15 protein-coding genes and 1 riboswitch are annotated in these 16,071 nt (G+C 53.3%); of the genes, 10 read left to right on the forward strand and 5 right to left on the reverse strand.

What is annotated here, in order from left to right:
• Positions 1-165: IS1 family transposase (locus BHE85_RS07450; protein WP_047664789.1), on the reverse strand; the 165-nt coding region annotated here is incomplete at its 3' end.
• 641 nt (positions 166-806) lie between these two features.
• Between BHE85_RS07450 and leuL the strand changes: the two genes are divergently transcribed.
• The 5 genes from leuL (at position 807) to leuD (ending at position 5,667) form a co-directional block, all read left to right on the forward strand.
• Positions 807-893, forward strand: a complete 87-nt coding sequence (gene leuL / locus BHE85_RS07455; RefSeq protein WP_001300467.1) for a leu operon leader peptide — start codon at positions 807-809, stop codon at positions 891-893.
• A gap of 92 nt (positions 894-985) precedes the next feature.
• Positions 986-2,557: a 2-isopropylmalate synthase gene (gene leuA, locus BHE85_RS07460; protein ID WP_000082846.1), complete on the forward strand. Its 1,572-nt coding sequence runs from the start codon at positions 986-988 to the stop codon at positions 2,555-2,557.
• Positions 2,557-3,648, forward strand: coding sequence for a 3-isopropylmalate dehydrogenase (gene leuB, locus BHE85_RS07465; protein ID WP_000042363.1), 1,092 nt, complete (start codon positions 2,557-2,559; stop codon positions 3,646-3,648). The genes leuA and leuB overlap by 1 nt, the downstream gene beginning before the upstream one ends.
• A gap of 2 nt (positions 3,649-3,650) precedes the next feature.
• The gene (leuC, locus tag BHE85_RS07470) at positions 3,651-5,051 is read left to right on the forward strand and encodes a 3-isopropylmalate dehydratase large subunit (protein ID WP_001140654.1); all 1,401 of its coding nucleotides are present in this window, start codon (positions 3,651-3,653) and stop codon (positions 5,049-5,051) included.
• 10 nt (positions 5,052-5,061) lie between these two features.
• Positions 5,062-5,667, forward strand: a complete 606-nt coding sequence (leuD, locus tag BHE85_RS07475) for a 3-isopropylmalate dehydratase small subunit (protein ID WP_000818228.1) — start codon at positions 5,062-5,064, stop codon at positions 5,665-5,667.
• Between the two features lie 48 nt (positions 5,668-5,715).
• Here the strand turns inward: leuD and BHE85_RS07480 are convergent, their stop codons facing one another.
• Together BHE85_RS07480 and sgrT are read right to left on the reverse strand one after the other, a co-directional pair.
• On the reverse strand, positions 5,716-6,798 hold the full coding sequence (locus tag BHE85_RS07480; protein WP_000637858.1) for an MFS transporter: 1,083 nt from the start codon (positions 6,796-6,798) through the stop codon (positions 5,716-5,718).
• A 101-nt stretch (positions 6,799-6,899) separates the two neighbouring features.
• Positions 6,900-7,031 carry a glucose uptake inhibitor SgrT gene (gene sgrT, locus BHE85_RS07485; protein WP_001248770.1) on the reverse strand — a complete coding sequence of 44 codons (132 nt, stop codon included), beginning with the start codon at positions 7,029-7,031 and terminating at the stop codon, positions 6,900-6,902.
• 88 nt (positions 7,032-7,119) lie between these two features.
• Between sgrT and sgrR the strand changes: the two genes are divergently transcribed.
• The 4 genes from sgrR (at position 7,120) to thiQ (ending at position 12,190) form a co-directional block, all read left to right on the forward strand.
• Positions 7,120-8,775: a DNA-binding transcriptional regulator SgrR gene (gene sgrR, locus BHE85_RS07490; protein WP_004980478.1), complete on the forward strand. Its 1,656-nt coding sequence runs from the start codon at positions 7,120-7,122 to the stop codon at positions 8,773-8,775.
• Positions 8,776-8,808: 33 nt separating this feature from the next.
• Positions 8,809-8,908: riboswitch (TPP riboswitch) on the forward strand.
• Positions 8,909-8,938: 30 nt separating this feature from the next.
• Positions 8,939-9,922 (forward strand): thiamine ABC transporter substrate binding subunit, encoded by a 984-nt coding sequence (thiB, locus tag BHE85_RS07495; protein ID WP_004980421.1) that lies wholly within the window; start codon positions 8,939-8,941, stop codon positions 9,920-9,922.
• Positions 9,898-11,508, forward strand: coding sequence for a thiamine/thiamine pyrophosphate ABC transporter permease ThiP (thiP, locus tag BHE85_RS07500; RefSeq protein ID WP_000235693.1), 1,611 nt, complete (start codon positions 9,898-9,900; stop codon positions 11,506-11,508). Before thiB ends, thiP begins: the two co-directional genes overlap by 25 nt.
• Complete coding sequence (gene thiQ / locus BHE85_RS07505; protein ID WP_000916323.1) at positions 11,492-12,190, forward strand: thiamine ABC transporter ATP-binding protein ThiQ; 699 nt, start codon at positions 11,492-11,494, stop codon at positions 12,188-12,190. Before thiP ends, thiQ begins: the two co-directional genes overlap by 17 nt.
• A 112-nt stretch (positions 12,191-12,302) precedes the next feature.
• Here the strand turns inward: thiQ and BHE85_RS07510 are convergent, their stop codons facing one another.
• Both BHE85_RS07510 and araC read right to left on the reverse strand, forming a co-directional pair.
• Positions 12,303-13,067 carry a DedA family protein gene (locus BHE85_RS07510; RefSeq protein WP_001148403.1) on the reverse strand — a complete coding sequence of 255 codons (765 nt, stop codon included), beginning with the start codon at positions 13,065-13,067 and terminating at the stop codon, positions 12,303-12,305.
• A gap of 85 nt (positions 13,068-13,152) precedes the next feature.
• Complete coding sequence (gene araC / locus BHE85_RS07515) at positions 13,153-14,031, reverse strand: arabinose operon transcriptional regulator AraC (protein ID WP_001300811.1); 879 nt, start codon at positions 14,029-14,031, stop codon at positions 13,153-13,155.
• Between the two features lie 338 nt (positions 14,032-14,369).
• Here araC and araB point away from each other — a divergent pair, with 338 nt between their 5' ends.
• A complete protein-coding gene (gene araB / locus BHE85_RS07520; RefSeq protein ID WP_039063963.1) occupies positions 14,370-16,070 on the forward strand; it encodes a ribulokinase in 1,701 nt (566 codons plus the stop codon).
• Position 16,071 lies beyond the last annotated feature (1 nt).

The raw sequence follows: 16,071 nt of genomic DNA on the forward strand, positions 1-16,071 counted from the left end.
TTTCTGGTGCGTACCGGGCTGAGAGGCGGTGTAAGTGAACTGTAGTTGCCATGTTTTACGGCAATGAGAGCAGAGATAGCGCTGATGTCCGGCAGTGCTTTTGCCGTTACGCACCACGCCTTCAGTAGCGGAGCAGGAAGGACATCTGATGGAAATGGAAGCCACGCAAGCACCTTAAAATCACCATCATACACTAAATCAGTAAGTTGGCAGCATTACCTATCATGCATATAAAATAAGAAAAAGCAAAATGAGTAAAATTCGGAAAACATAAAGATACGGGTTCTGATAAAAACAGAATCCATTGCCGTGGAATGAGTCATTTACCACAGCATAATAATCCATAATGTTTTTGTTGCGAAAACAATCTAATCATAACTACCGCGAATACTCAATCATCTACAAAATGGATTAAATGTGCTTATTTAATAATTAATTTATATATTTAATGCATTAATTATTAACATTAATGGATCAATAATATTCACCATATCAATATCAAAAAAAATTCGCAAAACATATAATTCAATACAAATCATCAGGATAGGTTTTGCAACGCGTGCATTTTGTCCCCTTTTTCCTCGTTGATTAGATGCAAAAATTTATTCTGAAATATGTCAACCTATGAAAAGTGTCGGTCGTTAAACAGAAATTAATATCGCTTGCTTTAACCACCGCAGCACAATTAGCTAATTTTACGGATGCAGAACTCGCGCTGGCGGGACGTTTTTATTGCGTCAGGGTTGACATCCGTTTTTGTATCCAGTAACTCTAAAAGCATATCGCATTCATCTGGAGCTGATTTAATGACTCACATCGTTCGCTTTATCGGTCTACTACTACTAAACGCATCTTCTTTGCGCGGTAGACGAGTGAGCGGCATCCAGCATTAAGCCAGCACGCAGTCAAACAAAAAACCCGCGCCATTGCGCGGGTTTTTTTATGCCCGAAGCGAGGCGCTCTAAAAGAGACAAGGACCCAAACCATGAGCCAGCAAGTCATTATTTTCGATACCACATTGCGCGACGGTGAACAGGCGTTACAGGCAAGCTTGAGTGTGAAAGAAAAACTGCAAATTGCGCTGGCCCTTGAGCGTATGGGTGTTGACGTGATGGAAGTCGGTTTCCCCGTCTCTTCGCCGGGCGATTTTGAATCAGTGCAAACCATCGCCCGCCAGGTTAAAAACAGCCGCGTATGCGCGTTAGCTCGCTGCGTGGAGAAAGATATCGACGTGGCGGCCGAATCCCTGAAAGTCGCCGAAGCCTTCCGTATTCATACCTTTATTGCCACTTCGCCAATGCACATCGCCACCAAGCTGCGCAGCACGCTGGATGAAGTGATCGAACGCGCTATCTATATGGTGAAACGCGCCCGTAATTACACCGATGATGTTGAATTTTCTTGCGAAGATGCCGGGCGTACCCCCATTGCCGATCTGGCGCGAGTGGTCGAAGCGGCGATTAATGCCGGTGCCACCACCATCAACATTCCGGACACCGTGGGCTACACCATGCCGTTTGAGTTCGCCGGAATCATCAGCGGTCTGTATGAACGCGTACCTAACATCGACAAAGCCATTATTTCCGTACATACCCACGACGATTTAGGCCTGGCGGTCGGCAACTCACTGGCGGCGGTACATGCCGGTGCACGCCAGGTGGAAGGTGCAATGAACGGGATCGGCGAGCGTGCCGGTAACTGTTCGCTGGAAGAAGTCATCATGGCGATTAAAGTTCGTAAGGATATTCTCAACGTCCACACCGCCATTAATCACCAGGAGATATGGCGCACCAGCCAGTTAGTTAGCCAGATTTGTAATATGCCGATCCCGGCAAACAAAGCCATTGTTGGCAGCGGCGCATTCGCCCACTCCTCCGGTATCCACCAGGATGGCGTGCTGAAAAACCGCGAAAACTACGAAATCATGACACCAGAATCTATTGGTCTGAACCAAATCCAGCTGAATCTGACCTCTCGTTCGGGGCGTGCGGCGGTGAAACATCGCATGGATGAGATGGGGTATAAAGAAAGTGAATATAATTTAGACAATTTGTACGATGCTTTCCTGAAGCTGGCGGACAAAAAAGGTCAGGTGTTTGATTACGATCTGGAGGCGCTGGCCTTCATCGGTAAGCAGCAAGAAGAGCCGGAGCATTTCCGTCTGGATTACTTCAGCGTGCAGTCTGGCTCTAACGATATCGCCACCGCCGCCGTCAAACTGGCCTGTGGCGAAGAAGTCAAAGCAGAAGCCGCCAACGGTAACGGTCCGGTCGATGCCGTCTATCAGGCAATTAACCGCATCACTGACTATAACGTCGAACTGGTGAAATACAGCCTGACCGCCAAAGGTCACGGTAAAGATGCGCTGGGTCAGGTGGATATTGTCGCCAACTACAACGGTCGCCGCTTCCACGGCGTCGGCCTGGCCACCGATATTGTCGAGTCCTCCGCCAAAGCCATGGTGCACGTACTGAACAATATCTGGCGTGCCGCAGAAGTCGAAAAAGAGTTGCAACGCAAAGCTCAACACAACGAAAACAACAAGGAAACCGTGTGATGTCGAAGAATTACCATATTGCCGTATTGCCGGGGGACGGTATTGGTCCGGAAGTGATGACCCAGGCGCTGAAAGTGCTGGATGCCGTGCGCAACCGCTTTGCGATGCGCATCACCACCAGCCATTACGATGTAGGCGGCGCAGCCATTGATAACCACGGGCAACCACTGCCGCCTGCGACGGTTGAAGGTTGTGAGCAAGCCGATGCCGTGCTGTTTGGCTCGGTAGGCGGTCCGAAATGGGAACATTTACCACCAGACCAGCAACCAGAACGCGGCGCGCTGTTGCCTTTGCGTAAGCACTTCAAATTATTCAGCAACCTGCGTCCGGCAAAACTGTATCAGGGGCTGGAAGCATTCTGTCCGCTGCGTGCTGACATTGCCGCTAACGGCTTCGACATCCTGTGCGTGCGCGAACTGACCGGCGGCATCTATTTCGGTCAGCCAAAAGGCCGCGAAGGTAGCGGACAGTATGAAAAAGCGTTTGATACCGAGGTGTATCACCGTTTTGAGATCGAACGTATCGCCCGCATCGCGTTTGAATCTGCCCGCAAGCGTCGCCACAAAGTCACCTCAATCGACAAAGCCAACGTGCTGCAATCCTCTATTTTATGGCGGGAGATCGTTAACGAGATCGCCACGGAATACCCGGATGTCGAACTGGCGCATATGTACATCGACAACGCCACCATGCAGCTGATTAAAGATCCATCACAGTTTGACGTCCTGCTGTGCTCCAACCTGTTTGGCGACATTCTGTCTGACGAGTGCGCAATGATCACTGGCTCGATGGGGATGTTGCCTTCCGCCAGCCTGAACGAGCAAGGTTTTGGTCTGTATGAACCGGCAGGCGGCTCAGCACCAGATATCACAGGCAAAAACATCGCCAACCCGATTGCGCAAATTCTGTCGCTGGCACTGCTGCTGCGCTACAGCCTGGATGCCGATGATGCGGCTTGCGCCATTGAACGCGCCATTAACCGCGCATTAGAAGAAGGCATTCGCACCGGGGATTTAGCCCGTGGCGCTGCCGCCGTTAGTACCGATGAAATGGGCGATATCATTGCCCGCTATGTGGCAGAAGGGGTGTAATCATGGCTAAAACGTTATACGAAAAATTATTCGACGCTCACGTAGTGTACGAAGCCGAAAACGAAACCCCGCTGTTATATATCGACCGCCACCTGGTGCATGAAGTGACCTCACCGCAGGCGTTCGATGGTCTGCGCGCCCACGGTCGCCCGGTACGTCAGCCGGGCAAAACCTTCGCCACTATGGATCACAACGTCTCTACCCAGACGAAAGACATTAATGCCTGTGGTGAAATGGCGCGCATCCAGATGCAGGAGCTGATTAAAAACTGCAAAGAATTTGGCGTCGAACTGTATGACCTGAATCACCCGTATCAGGGGATCGTCCACGTAATGGGGCCGGAACAGGGCGTCACCTTGCCGGGGATGACCATTGTCTGCGGCGACTCGCATACCGCCACCCACGGCGCGTTTGGCGCACTGGCCTTTGGTATCGGCACTTCCGAAGTTGAACACGTACTGGCAACGCAAACCCTGAAACAGGGCCGCGCAAAAACCATGAAAATTGAAGTCCAGGGCAAAGCCGCGCCGGGCATTACCGCAAAAGATATCGTGCTGGCAATTATCGGTAAAACCGGTAGCGCAGGCGGCACCGGGCATGTGGTGGAGTTTTGCGGCGAAGCAATCCGTGATTTAAGCATGGAAGGTCGTATGACCCTGTGCAATATGGCAATCGAAATGGGCGCAAAAGCCGGTCTGGTTGCACCGGACGAAACCACCTTTAACTATGTCAAAGGCCGTTTGCATGCGCCGAAAGGCAAAGATTTCGACGACGCCGTTGCCTACTGGAAAACCCTGCAAACCGACGAAGGCGCAACTTTCGATACCGTTGTCACTCTGCAAGCAGAAGAAATTTCACCGCAGGTCACCTGGGGCACCAATCCAGGCCAGGTGATTTCCGTGAACGACAATATTCCCGATCCGGCTTCGTTTGCCGATCCGGTTGAACGCGCGTCGGCAGAAAAAGCGCTGGCCTATATGGGGCTGAAACCGGGCATTCCGCTGACCGAAGTGGCTATCGACAAAGTGTTTATCGGTTCCTGTACCAACTCGCGCATTGAAGATTTACGCGCGGCAGCGGAGATCGCCAAAGGGCGAAAAGTCGCGCCAGGCGTGCAGGCACTGGTGGTTCCCGGCTCTGGCCAGGTAAAAGCCCAGGCGGAAGCGGAAGGTCTGGATAAAATCTTTATTGAAGCCGGTTTTGAATGGCGCTTGCCTGGCTGCTCAATGTGTCTGGCGATGAACAACGACCGTCTGAATCCGGGCGAACGTTGTGCATCCACCAGCAACCGTAACTTTGAAGGCCGCCAGGGGCGCGGCGGGCGCACGCATCTGGTCAGCCCGGCAATGGCTGCCGCTGCTGCTGTGACCGGACATTTCGCCGACATTCGCAACATTAAATAAGGAGCAGACCATGGCAGAGAAATTTATCAAACACACAGGCCTGGTGGTTCCGCTGGATGCCGCCAATGTCGATACCGATGCAATCATCCCGAAACAGTTTTTGCAGAAAGTGACCCGTACGGGTTTTGGCGCGCATCTGTTTAACGACTGGCGTTTTCTCGATGAAAAAGGCCAACAGCCAAACCCGGACTTCGTGCTGAACTTCCCGCAGTATCAGGGCGCTTCCATTTTGCTGGCACGAGAAAACTTCGGCTGTGGCTCCTCGCGTGAGCACGCGCCCTGGGCATTGACCGACTACGGTTTTAAAGTGGTGATTGCGCCGAGTTTTGCTGACATCTTCTACGGCAATAGCTTTAACAACCAGCTGCTGCCGGTGAAATTAAGCGATGCAGAAGTGGACGAACTGTTTGCGCTGGTGAAAGCCAATCCGGGGATCCATTTCGACGTGGATCTGGAAGCGCAAGAGGTGAAAGCGGGAGAGAAAACCTATCGCTTTACCATCGATGCCTTCCGCCGCCACTGCATGATGAACGGTCTGGACAGTATTGGGCTTACCTTGCAGCACGACGACGCCATTGCCGCTTATGAAGCAAAACAACCTGCGTTTATGAATTAATCCCCTTGCCCGGTCAAATGACCGGGCTTTCCGCTATCGTCCACGTCATCAAACGTCTTTAACCTTTGCGGTTAAAAATAATGCGACAACAGAAATAACCGCAATTACCCAGTAGACAGCAAAGTGCCCCCAACTTTGTGCAATTGCTCCCTGAATAACGCCAGCCAGAATTACCCCGGTAGAAATACTGTTAGTAAATAAGGTGGTAGCTGCCCCCGCTCTTCCAGGCATTAAATCCTGAAACCATAGCATCCCAATACCCGCAACAATGCCGATAAATACAGCGTTAAAAAGTTGCAGCGTCATCAACGCCATACGGCTATGAAAGAAAATCAATCCGGTGTAAAACAGTACTCCTGCCGCCACTGCTATGACCATCATTCGCCGCTTACCATAACGTTTGACATAGTAGCCAGCCAGAATCATTGCTGGTATTTCCAGTCCAGCTGCCGTCCCCATCAGGAAACCCGCCAGTTTGTCTGGCAATCCTAACTCGCTACTGATCCACAACGGCATATCAATAATGTACATGGTGTTGCAGGTCCACATTAACGTCGAGGCGACAAATAACATCCGTACGTTACTATCCTGCCAGCCACCTTGCATTGATAAAGCATTTTCCGACGGCAGTTCTACCCGCGCCACAGACGGAAGCATAAATGCAATCAATACCAGACTGAGTGTGAATATCCCGGCGGCAATCGAAAACATCACCACTTCTCGCGCCGAGTTATCCGCATATTCCCGCGCCAGAGCAAATAACTGTGGCATTGCCGTATTGGCCAGAGATGCCAGAAGCACACCACAGGTGATAAGCGTCAGATAATGACGATTAAATGCAAACAATGGCGCATTGCCGATAGCCATCAAACAGCAAAATATAATCAGTTTTCGCCGATCGCCCTGACTGTCAGAACGTTTTGCCAACCAGAGGCTTACGCCGATCCCAGCAATAGTATTCACCGTATAAAAGAGTCCGATCCAGAAAGGTTGCGCGCCAACCTCACGACTCAGAAATAAGCTCAATGTAGGAGCCTGTAGCGCCCCGGCCACCCCCATCATAAAAGCGACCAGCATAAATGCCGCGTAAACACCGTTCATACGGCGAGCCATCGTCATTATCCAGATCATACGTTCCCTTTTTAGCGCGGCGAGAATAAAAAAAACCAGCAGGTATAATCTGCTGGCGGGTGATTTTACACCAATACTCAGTCACACATGATGCAGGCAAGTCAACTTTCAGAATTGCGGTCATCCCACTGCATCAGTCCTTCAAGCATGGTTAATCGTTGTGGGACGCTTAACCAACGCAACCAGCACAACTTCGCTGTCGCGGTAAAATAGTGCTGATAAAACTGACGCATGGGGCACCTCCTTGCTTCATCGTTAGGAATTATTGACTTAATATAGGGAAAATAAAATTGCTGTCTTTTGCGCAGGAGTTCCCCTTTTATGCCATCTGCTCGTCTGCAACAACAGTTCATCCGCCTGTGGCAATGCTGCGAGGGTAAATCGCAGGACACAACGCTCAACGAACTGGCAGCGTTATTGAGCTGCTCGCGTCGTCATATGCGTACCCTGCTCAACACCATGCAGGATCGCGGCTGGCTGACGTGGGAAGCGGAAGTCGGGCGCGGTAAACGCTCGCGTCTGACATTCCTCTATACCGGGCTGGCGCTTCAGCAACAGCGGGCGGAAGACCTGCTGGAGCAGGATCGTATCGACCAACTAGTGCAGTTGGTTGGCGACAAAGCGACTGTGCGGCAAATGCTGGTTTCTCATCTGGGCCGCAGCTTCCGCCAGGGGCGGCACATCCTGCGCGTGCTCTACTATCGTCCGTTGCGTAATCTGCTACCTGGCAGCGCATTGCGCCGTTCCGAAACCCATATTGCCCGGCAAATCTTCAGTTCGCTAACGCGCATAAATGAGGAAAATGGGGAACTGGAAGCAGACATCGCCCACCACTGGCAGCAAATATCACCGCTTCACTGGCGTTTCTTTTTGCGTCCAGGAGTCCATTTTCATCATGGTCGTGAACTGGAAATGGACGACGTGATCGCCTCTTTAAAACGAATCAATACGCTGCCGCTCTATTCGCATATTGCGGACATTGTGTCGCCGACGCCCTGGACGCTGGATATCCATCTCACGCAACCGGACCGCTGGTTACCGTTACTGCTGGGGCAAGTTCCGGCGATGATCCTGCCGCGCGAATGGGAAACCCTCAGTAACTTTGCCAGCCATCCCATCGGCACCGGTCCGTATGCGGTGATCCGCAACACCACCAATCAACTGAAAATTCAGGCATTCGATGACTTCTTCGGTTACCGGGCATTAATCGATGAAGTTAACGTCTGGGTTCTGCCGGAAATTGCCGACGAGCCAGCTGGAGGTCTGATGCTAAAAGGTCCACAGGGTGAGGAAAAAGAGATTGAAAGCCGCCTGGAGGAAGGTTGCTACTATTTACTATTCGACAGCCGCACCCATCGCGGAGCGAATCAGCAAGTCAGGGACTGGGTAAACTATGTGCTTTCTCCAACTAATCTGGTCTATTTCGCTGAGGAACAGTACCAGCAACTGTGGTTCCCGGCTTATGGACTGCTCCCCCGTTGGCACCATGCCCGCACCATAAAGAGCGAAAAACCGGCTGGCCTGGAAAGCCTCACCCTGACCTTTTATCAGGATCACAGTGAGCATCGGGTGATTGCCGGGATCATGCAGCAGATTCTGGCAAGTCACCAGGTCACGCTGGAAATCAAAGAGATCAGCTACGATCAGTGGCATGAAGGAGAGATCGAGAGCGATATCTGGCTTAATAGCGCCAACTTTACGCTGCCGCTGGATTTTTCGCTGTTCGCGCACTTGTGCGAGGTGCCGCTGCTCCAACACTGTATTCCGATCGACTGGCAAGCCGACGCCGCCCGCTGGCGCAATGGCGAAATGAACCTGGCGAACTGGTGCCAGCAACTGGTCGCCAGTAAAGCAATGGTGCCGCTTATCCACCACTGGCTGATCATTCAGGGACAACGCAGTATGCGCGGCCTGCGTATGAATACCCTCGGCTGGTTCGATTTTAAATCAGCGTGGTTTGCGCCGCCGGATCCATGATTGCTGGTAGATAACAAAATCACTACACTAACGCCGTTCTCAACGGGGTGCCACGCAAACGCGTGCGCTGAGAAAATACCCGTCGAACCTGATCCGGATAACGCCGGCGAAGGGATTTGAGGCTCCTTCTCAAGTCCTTTGCCACTCTTTTTTGAGGTGCAAAGTGTTAAAAAAATGTCTTCCCCTGCTGTTGCTGTGCACAGCGCCCGTTTTCGCTAAACCCGTTCTGACTGTTTATACCTACGATTCCTTCGCCGCCGACTGGGGGCCTGGTCCAAAGATCAAAAAAGCTTTTGAAGCCGACTGTAACTGCGAACTGAAACTGGTGGCGCTGGAAGATGGCGTTTCGCTTCTCAACCGTCTACGGATGGAAGGCAAAAATAGTAAAGCCGATGTGGTGCTGGGGCTGGATAACAATCTGTTAGACGCCGCCAGTAAAACCGGACTATTTGCCAAAAGCGGTGTGGCAGCGGATGCCGTTAACGTTCCCGGCGGCTGGAATAATGACACTTTCGTCCCGTTTGATTACGGCTATTTCGCCTTCGTCTATGACAAGAACAAACTGAAAAACCCGCCGCAAAGCCTGAAAGAATTGGTTGAGAGCGATCAAAACTGGCGGGTGATTTATCAGGATCCGCGCACCAGTACGCCGGGGCTGGGCCTGCTGTTGTGGATGCAAAAAGTCTATGGCGATGACGCCCCACAAGCCTGGCAAAAACTGGCGAAGAAAACCGTCACGGTCACCAAAGGCTGGAGCGAAGCCTACGGCCTGTTTTTAAAAGGTGAAAGCGATCTGGTACTGAGTTACACCACCTCTCCGGCTTATCACATTCTCGAAGAGAAAAAAGATAACTACGCCGCCGCGAACTTTAGCGAAGGTCACTATCTGCAGGTGGAAGTCGCCGCCCGCACCGCTGCCAGCAAGCAGCCGGAGCTGGCGCAAAAATTCCTCCAGTTTATGGTTTCTCCGGCTTTTCAGAATGCGATCCCAACCGGTAACTGGATGTATCCGGTGGCAAATGTCACGCTGCCTGCCGGGTTTGAACAATTGACCAAACCGGCCACCACGCTGGAGTTCACACCAGCTGAAGTGGCGGCACAACGTCAGGCATGGATTAGCGGATGGCAACGCGCCGTCAGCCGTTAATTCCCGGCTGGTTAATTCCAGGTGTAAGCGCCGCCACGCTGGTGGTAGCGGTTGCGCTCGCGGCGTTTCTCGCCCTGTGGTGGAACGCGCCGCAGGGTAACTGGGTGGCAGTCTGGCAGGACAGCTACCTGTGGCATGTGGTGCGCTTCTCCTTCTGGCAGGCGTTTCTCTCGGCGCTACTCTCTGTCGTACCCGCGATATTCCTCGCCCGCGCCCTCTATCGCAGGCGCTTTCCGGGTCGGCTGGCGCTGTTGCGTCTGTGCGCAATGACCTTGATCCTCCCGGTGCTGGTTGCTGTTTTCGGCATTCTTAGCGTCTATGGTCGCCAGGGCTGGCTGGCATCGCTCTGCCAATCGCTCGGTCTGGAGTGGACCTTTTCGCCCTACGGCCTGCAAGGTATTTTGCTGGCGCACGTATTTTTTAATCTGCCGATGGCGAGCCGCTTATTACTCCAGGCACTGGAAAACATTCCCGACGAACAACGTCAGCTTGCCGCCCAGCTTGGGATGCGCGGCTGGCATTTTTTCCGCTTCGTCGAATGGCCGTGGTTACGGCGACAAATCCCGCCGGTTGCTGCACTTATCTTTATGCTCTGTTTCGCCAGCTTCGCCACCGTGCTATCACTGGGCGGCGGTCCGCAGGCGACCACTATCGAGCTGGCTATTTATCAGGCGCTGAGTTACGACTACGATCCTGCCCGCGCGGCGATGCTGGCGCTGATCCAGATGGTGTGTTGCCTTGGGCTGGTACTATTGAGTCAGCGATTGAGTAAGGCCATTGCGCCAGGCACCACGCTGCTGCAAGGCTGGCGCGACCCGGACGATCGTCTGCATAGCCGCATTTGCGACACGGTGTTAATAGTGCTGGCGTTGCTGCTGTTGTTGCCACCGTTGCTGGCGGTGATCGTCGATGGGGTAAATCGCCAGTTGCCGGAAGTGCTGGCACAACCGGTGCTGTGGCAGGCGCTGTGGACCTCGTTGCGTATTGCGCTGGCGGCAGGTGTATTGTGCGTAGTGCTGACCATGATGCTGCTATGGAGCAGTCGCGAACTTCGGGCACGGCAGAAAATGCTGGCGGGTCAGGCGCTGGAGATGAGCGGCATGTTGATTCTCGCCATGCCGGGGATTGTGCTGGCTACCGGCTTCTTTTTACTGCTCAACAACACTATCGGCCTGCAACAATCTGCTGACGGCATTGTGATTTTCACCAATGCGTTAATGGCGATCCCTTATGCGCTGAAAGTACTGGAAAACCCGATGCGCGATATCACCGCCCGCTACAGTATGTTGTGTCAGTCGCTGGGCATTGAAGGCTGGTCGCGCTTAAAAGTGGTGGAGCTGCGCGCCCTGAAACGTCCACTGGCGCAGGCGCTGGCCTTTGCCTGCGTGCTGTCGATTGGTGATTTTGGCGTGGTGGCGTTGTTCGGTAACGATGATTTCCGTACCCTGCCGTTTTATCTCTACCAGCAAATTGGCTCCTATCGCAGCCAGGACGGCGCGGTCACCGCGTTAATTCTGCTGCTACTCTGTTTTCTGCTGTTTACCGTGATTGAAAAACTACCGGGGCGAAATGTTAAAACTGACTGATATCACCTGGCTTTACCAACATTTGCCGATGCGTTTTAGCTTAACGGTGGAACGCGGCGAGCAGGTGGCGATCCTCGGGCCAAGCGGCGCAGGTAAAAGTACCCTGCTGAATTTGATTGCCGGTTTTCTGACGCCAGCCAGCGGTTCGCTGACTATCGATGGCGTTGATCACACCACGACGCCGCCGTCACGCCGTCCGGTGTCGATGCTGTTTCAGGAGAACAACCTGTTCAGCCACCTGACGGTCGCGCAGAACATCGGGCTGGGGCTTAATCCAGGATTGAAGCTGAACGCGGCACAGCAGGAGAAAATGCACGCTATCGCCCGTCAGATGGGGATTGATAATTTAATGGCGCGGTTACCGGGCGAGCTTTCCGGCGGCCAGCGACAGCGCGTGGCGTTAGCGCGTTGTCTGGTGCGCGAACAGCCGATTTTATTGCTCGATGAACCGTTCTCTGCGCTCGATCCGGCGTTACGTCAGGAGATGCTGACGCTGGTGAGCACGAGCTGCCAGCAGCAAAAAATGACGCTATTGATGGTGTCGCACAGTGTGGAAGATGCGGCGCGGATCGCCACACGCTCGGTGGTGGTCGCCGACGGGCGCATCGCCTGGCAGGGTAAGACTGAAGAATTGTTGAGCGGTAAGGCGAGTGCTTCGGCAATATTGGGGATTACGGGTTAGTATGCACTGTCAGATGCGGCGTGAACACCTTATCCGACCTACGGACAGTGCGTTTTGTAGGCCTGATAAGACCGGTCAGCGTCGCATCAGGCAACCCGCACAAGACAATCCCCTAAACCCCAACCACTTTACGCAAAATATCGATATACACCGGCATCAACGGGTGGCGAATTAACACCACCAGCGCCACCACGCCGATGGCAGAAATCAACGGCGTCAGCCACAACAAACGGCCGCGCGACAAATAATGACTTAAACGATCGGTTGCTTTACCGCTGCGCCATAACCGCCAGCACAGCCAGCCACCAACCCACAAAAATACCGCCGTCGCCAGCAGCAACCATTTAAACTCGCCGCTCTGCATTCCGGCTGGAATATCGATCGCCGCGCCCGCCAGAATCCCAGGCAGGAAGTAAAACGGTGGCCACAGCAGGCAGCCGATAATATTCGGCGTAATGAATTTTGCCACCGGCAGATCCAGCATTCCCGCCACCATTGGCACCAGCGGACGCGTCGGGCCAACAAAGCGACCGACCAGAATGGTGAACATGCTGTGTTGATGCAACGCATGTTCAGTTTTATCGAGTAATGCTTTGTTTTTCTTCAGAAATGACCAGCGATGCAACGGCTTTTTAAAACGCCAGCCCAGCCAGAAGGAGATCCAGTCGCCCAGCAGACAACCGACAATCCCTGCCAGCCAGGCGTGCCAGAAACTTAACTCGCCGCTGCCAATCAGCGCTCCCAGCCCCGCCATCAGCACCGTACCGGGTAGAATCAAACCGACCAGCGCCAGCGACTCCAGAAAGGCCACCAACACCACCGCCATCAATGAATACACGGTAGATTGGGTAATAAAGTGTTCCAGCAATGCTTGCATAATGTGCCTGTCAAATGGACGAAGCAGGGATTCTGCAAACCCTATGCTACTCCGTCAAGCCGTCAATTGTCTGATTCGTTACCAATTATGACAACTTGACGGCTACATCATTCACTTTTTCTTCACAACCGGCACGGAACTCGCTCGGGCTGGCCCCGGTGCATTTTTTAAATACCCGCGAGAAATAGAGTTGATCGTCAAAACCAACATTGCGACCGACGGTGGCGATAGGCATCCGGGTGGTGCTCAAAAGCAGCTTCGCCTGGCTGATACGTTGGTCCTCGCGCCAGCTTAAGACGCTAATCCCTAACTGCTGGCGGAAAAGATGTGACAGACGCGACGGCGACAAGCAAACATGCTGTGCGACGCTGGCGATATCAAAATTGCTGTCTGCCAGGTGATCGCTGATGTACTGACAAGCCTCGCGTACCCGATTATCCATCGGTGGATGGAGCGACTCGTTAATCGCTTCCATGCGCCGCAGTAACAATTGCTCAAGCAGATTTATCGCCAGCAGCTCCGAATAGCGCCCTTCCCCTTGCCCGGCGTTAATGATTTGCCCAAACAGGTCGCTGAAATGCGGCTGGTGCGCTTCATCCGGGCGAAAGAAACCCGTATTGGCAAATATTGACGGCCAGTTAAGCCATTCATGCCAGTAGGCGCGCGGACGAAAGTAAACCCACTGGTGATACCATTCGCGAGCCTCCGGATGACGACCGTAGTGATGAATCTCTCCTGGCGGGAACAGCAAAATATCACCCGGTCGGCAAACAAATTCTCGTCCCTGATTTTTCACCACCCCCTGACCGCGAATGGTGAGATTGAGAATATAACCTTTCATTCCCAGCGGTCGGTCGATAAAAAAATCGAGATAACCGTTGGCCTCAATCGGCGTTAAACCCGCCACCAGATGGGCATTAAACGAGTATCCCGGCAGCAGGGGATCATTTTGCGCTTCAGCCATACTTTTCATACTCCCGCCATTCAGAGAAGAAACCAATTGTCCATATTGCATCAGACATTGCCGTCACTGCGTCTTTTACTGGCTCTTCTCGCTAACCCAACCGGTAACCCCGCTTATTAAAAGCATTCTGTAACAAAGCGGGACCAAAGCCATGACAAAAACGCGTAACAAAAGTGTCTATAATCACGGCAGAAAAGTCCACATTGATTATTTGCACGGCGTCACACTTTGCTATTCCATAGCATTTTTATCCATAAGATTAGCGGATCCTACCTGACGCTTTTTATCGCAACTCTCTACTGTTTCTCCATACCCGTTTTTTTGGATGGAGTGAAACGATGGCGATTGCAATTGGCCTCGATTTTGGCAGTGATTCTGTGCGAGCTTTGGCGGTGGACTGCGCCAGCGGTGAAGAGATCGCCACCAGCGTAGAGTGGTATCCCCGTTGGCAAAAAGGGCAATTTTGTGATGCCCCGAATAACCAGTTCCGTCATCATCCGCGTGACTACATTGAGTCAATGGAAGCGGCACTGAAAACCGTGCTTGCAGAGCTTAGCGTCGAACAGCGCGCAGCTGTGGTCGGGATTGGCGTTGACAGTACCGGCTCGACGCCCGCACCGATTGATGCCGACGGTAACGTGCTGGCGCTGCGCCCGGAGTTTGCCGAAAACCCAAACGCGATGTTCGTATTGTGGAAAGACCACACTGCGGTTGAAGAAGCGGAAGAGATTACCCGTTTGTGCCACGCGCCGGGCAACGTTGACTACTCCCGCTACATTGGTGGTATTTATTCCAGCGAATGGTTCTGGGCAAAAATCCTGCATGTGACTCGCCAGGACAGCGCCGTGGCGCAATCTGCCGCATCGTGGATTGAGCTGTGCGACTGGGTGCCAGCTCTGCTTTCCGGTACCACCCGCCCGCAGGATATTCGTCGCGGACGTTGCAGCGCCGGGCATAAATCTCTGTGGCACGAAAGCTGGGGCGGCTTGCCGCCAGCCAGTTTCTTTGATGAGCTGGACCCGATCCTCAATCGCCATTTGCCTTCCCCGCTGTTCACTGACACCTGGACTGCCGATATTCCGGTGGGCACCTTATGCCCGGAATGGGCGCAGCGTCTCGGCCTGCCTGAAAGCGTGGTGATTTCCGGCGGCGCGTTTGACTGCCATATGGGCGCAGTTGGCGCAGGCGCACAGCCTAACGCACTGGTAAAAGTTATCGGTACTTCCACCTGCGACATTCTGATTGCCGACAAACAGAGCGTTGGCGAGCGGGCAGTTAAAGGTATTTGCGGTCAGGTTGATGGCAGCGTGGTACCTGGATTTATCGGTCTGGAAGCAGGCCAATCGGCGTTTGGTGATATCTACGCCTGGTTTGATCGCGTACTCGGCTGGCCGCTGGAACAGCTTGCCGCCCAGCATCCGGAACTGAAAGCGCAAATCAACGCCAGCCAGAAACAACTGCTTCCGGCGCTGACCGAAGCATGGGCCAAAAATCCGTCTCTGGATCACCTGCCGGTGGTGCTCAACTGGTTTAACGGCCGCCGCACACCGAACGCTAACCAACGCCTGAAAGGGGTGATTACCGATCTTAACCTCGCTACCGACGCTCCGCTGCTGTTTGGCGGTTTGATTGCTGCCACCGCCTTTGGCGCACGCGCAATCATGGAGTGCTTTACCGATCAGGGGATCGCCGTCAATAACGTGATGGCGCTGGGCGGCATCGCGCGGAAAAACCAGGTCATTATGCAGGCCTGCTGCGACGTGCTGAATCGCCCGCTGCAAATTGTTGCCTCTGACCAGTGCTGTGCGCTCGGTGCGGCGATTTTTGCTGCCGTCGCCGCGAAAGTGCACGCAGACATCCCATCAGCCCAGCAAAAAATGGCCAGTGCGGTAGAGAAAACCCTGCAACCGCGCAGCGAACAGACACAACGCTTTGAACAGCTTTATCGCCGCTATCAGCAATGGGCGATGAGCGCCGAACAACACTATCTTCCAACTTCCGCCCCGGCACAGGCTGCCCAGGCCGTTCCGACTCTATAAG

This window comes from Shigella sp. FC1567 (genome assembly GCF_001743015.1).
Taxonomy (GTDB): Bacteria; Pseudomonadota; Gammaproteobacteria; order Enterobacterales; family Enterobacteriaceae; genus Escherichia; species Escherichia coli.